2 protein-coding genes and 1 pseudogene are annotated in these 2,299 nt (G+C 75.3%); 2 read left to right on the plus strand and 1 reads right to left on the minus strand.

Features of this window, described 5'->3' with window-relative positions:
* Both ACFVXK_RS34560 and ACFVXK_RS34565 read left to right on the plus strand, forming a co-directional pair.
* Positions 1-844: pseudogene (locus ACFVXK_RS34560) on the plus strand (hypothetical protein); the annotation flags it as partial.
* Between the two features lie 191 nt (positions 845-1,035).
* On the plus strand, positions 1,036-1,524 hold the full coding sequence (locus ACFVXK_RS34565) for a hypothetical protein (RefSeq protein WP_389619973.1): 489 nt from the start codon (positions 1,036-1,038) through the stop codon (positions 1,522-1,524).
* Here ACFVXK_RS34565 and ACFVXK_RS34570 read toward each other — a convergent pair.
* Positions 1,505-2,164, minus strand: coding sequence for an HAD family hydrolase (locus ACFVXK_RS34570; protein WP_389619975.1), 660 nt, complete (start codon positions 2,162-2,164; stop codon positions 1,505-1,507). The genes ACFVXK_RS34565 and ACFVXK_RS34570 overlap by 20 nt on opposite strands.
* Between the last annotated feature and the right edge of the window lie 135 nt (positions 2,165-2,299).

Genomic DNA, 2,299 nt, shown 5'->3' on the forward strand with positions numbered 1-2,299 from the left:
CCGCCTCCCCGAGCCGGGGCACCTGCTGGTCGACCCCGCCGTCCTCGACGTGGCACTGCCGCTGAGCGGGAAGGCGACGGCCTCCGGGCTCGGCGTGCTGCCGCGCGGTTCGCAGTCCGAGGTCGACGGGGAGCTGCTGCGGTTCTTCGTGCACTGGACGCAGACGGCGCGGAGCACCGACTACGACCTGTCGGCGGTGATCCTGGACTCCTCGTACGACACCGTGTCCTGGCTGTCGTACACGGCCCTCCAGGCGGTCGGCGGAGAGCATTCCGGCGACATCACGAACGCCCCCGCGCCCGACGGCGCCTCCGAGTTCATCAACCTGCGCCTGGACGCCGTCCAGGGCGACTTCATCGTCCCGCAGGTCAACCTCTTCTCCGGGGAGGGCTTCGAGGAGGTGGCCGAGTCCTTCTTCGGCTTCATGCTCCGCGACGGCGAGCAGCTGGGCCGGCCCTTCGAAGCGCGTACGGTGCGCATGAAGTCGGAGCTGCGCGGGCCCGGCCGGGTCGCCCTGCCGCTGGTGTTCCTGCGCGGGGAGGACGGCGGGTGGCGGGCGAAGTGGCTGCACCTGTACCTGCGCGGAACTCCGGGCGGCAACCGGGTGGAGGAGAACCGGGCGACGGTCGGCACGCTGGTGCGCGCGGTCGTCGAGCGCGAGTACCTGACGGTCGGCCACCTGGTCGGCCTGCTGGCCGGGCGGGCCACCGCCACCACGGAGTGGGACGGCACGGAGCCGCCGGCCGGGCCGGTCACCTACATCGGGCTGGAGCGGCCGGAGGGGCTGCACCCGGACTCGGTGGTGTTCACCCCGGAAAACCTCCGTGCGCTGATCCCGGGGTAGGTGCTACTTTTGGCCCCGGCGAGGCCATGGGCGGACTTCCTTCTCACCACTCCTACCGCGTTAGTCCCCCCGCTTTCCTCGCCCCCGACGTGACCGAGCCGGGACGCCCTGCGGCGTCCCGGCTCCGTCGTGTCCGCCCCTCGGACGGCCGTGGTCGACCGGCCCCGTCCCGGCTCCCATACTTGGGGCTCATGAGAGGGAAGGACAAGGACACCGTGCGCAGCAGCCCGCTGGTGCCCGCCGCCGTGGGGGCCGAGATCGCACGGCACGACTGGGCGTCCGTCACATGCGGCTGCGGCCGTTCGGCGGGCCATCTGGAGGACACCCTGTGGCATGCCGCCGAGGGGCATCCGGCGGCCTTCCACGCCCTGGAGGGGCACGTCTTCGCCCGGTCCAGGCTCTGCCCGCCCGCCCCCGCGGCCTGTGCGGTGCTGATGGCCGTCTGGGTGGCCGGGCCGCCCCGGCTGGCGACCCGTGAGGCGCTGCTGCGGACCCTGCTCGCGCTGCTGACCACCCTGGACGACGGGTCCGCGGACGACGCGGGGCTCTACGGGCGGTGCGCCGCCCAGGTCCGGGCCGGGCTGCCGCAGCTGACCGGCGGGGACCTGGCCGGCCGGCCCGGCAGCGCGAGCGCCGCCTACGCCGACGGGATCCGCGACATCATCGGGCTGTGCGCCTGAGGCCGCGCAGCAGTTCCGGGGTGACCTCCTCCAGGGAGGACGCGAAGGTGCGCGCCGCCGACCGGGGCACGTCCAGCAGGGAGGGCACGACCAGGACCGGGCAGCCGGCCGACTCGGCGGAGGCCGCGCCGTCCGGGGAGTCCTCCACCGCGACGCACTCCCCCGGCGCGAGGCCCAGGCGTTCGGCCGCCGCGCGGTACGGGTCGGGGTGCGGCTTGGTGCGCGCGGTGTCGTCGGCGGACAGGGTGAAGGCGAACGGGACGTGCGCCAGCGCGCCGCCCACCACCTGGTCGACGACCACCCGGGGCGAGGCGCTGACCAGGGCGAAGGGCACGCCCTGAGCCTGAAGGGCGGTCAGCAGCCGCTGGGCGCCGGGCCGGACGGGCGCGCCCGCCGCGACCCGCCGGAAGAAGCCTTCGGTGAGTTCGTCCGCCACCGCCGGGGCGTCCGCGGCGCCGGTGACCCGTACGAGGTGGGCGGCGGTGTCGGGGACCGCGCGGCCGACCACCTCGGGGGCGTCGGCCGGCCCGAGCCGGTGGCCGAGGCGGTCCGCGACCTCCTCGGTGGTCTCCCACCACAGCACCTCGGTGTCCACGAGGGTGCCGTCCATGTCGAAGAGGACGGCGGCGAGTTCGCTCACGCGGCCCTCGCCACGACGAGCACGGGACGCTCGGCCAGGCCGACGGAGGCCCGTGCGCCGGGGGTGAGGCCGCCCGCGTCCCGGGAGGGGACGTCGGCCTTGACGCGGGTGCCCGCGGGCAGGTCGAGGTGGAGG

This window comes from Streptomyces sp. NPDC058157 (genome assembly GCF_042884105.1).
Taxonomy (GTDB): Bacteria; Actinomycetota; Actinomycetes; order Streptomycetales; family Streptomycetaceae; genus Streptomyces.

Coding starts and splice junctions, on each gene's coding strand:
- ACFVXK_RS34565 (WP_389619973.1), top strand. CDS start 1,036: ATGAGAGGGAAGGACAAGGACACCGTGCGCAGCAGCCCGCTGGTGCCC.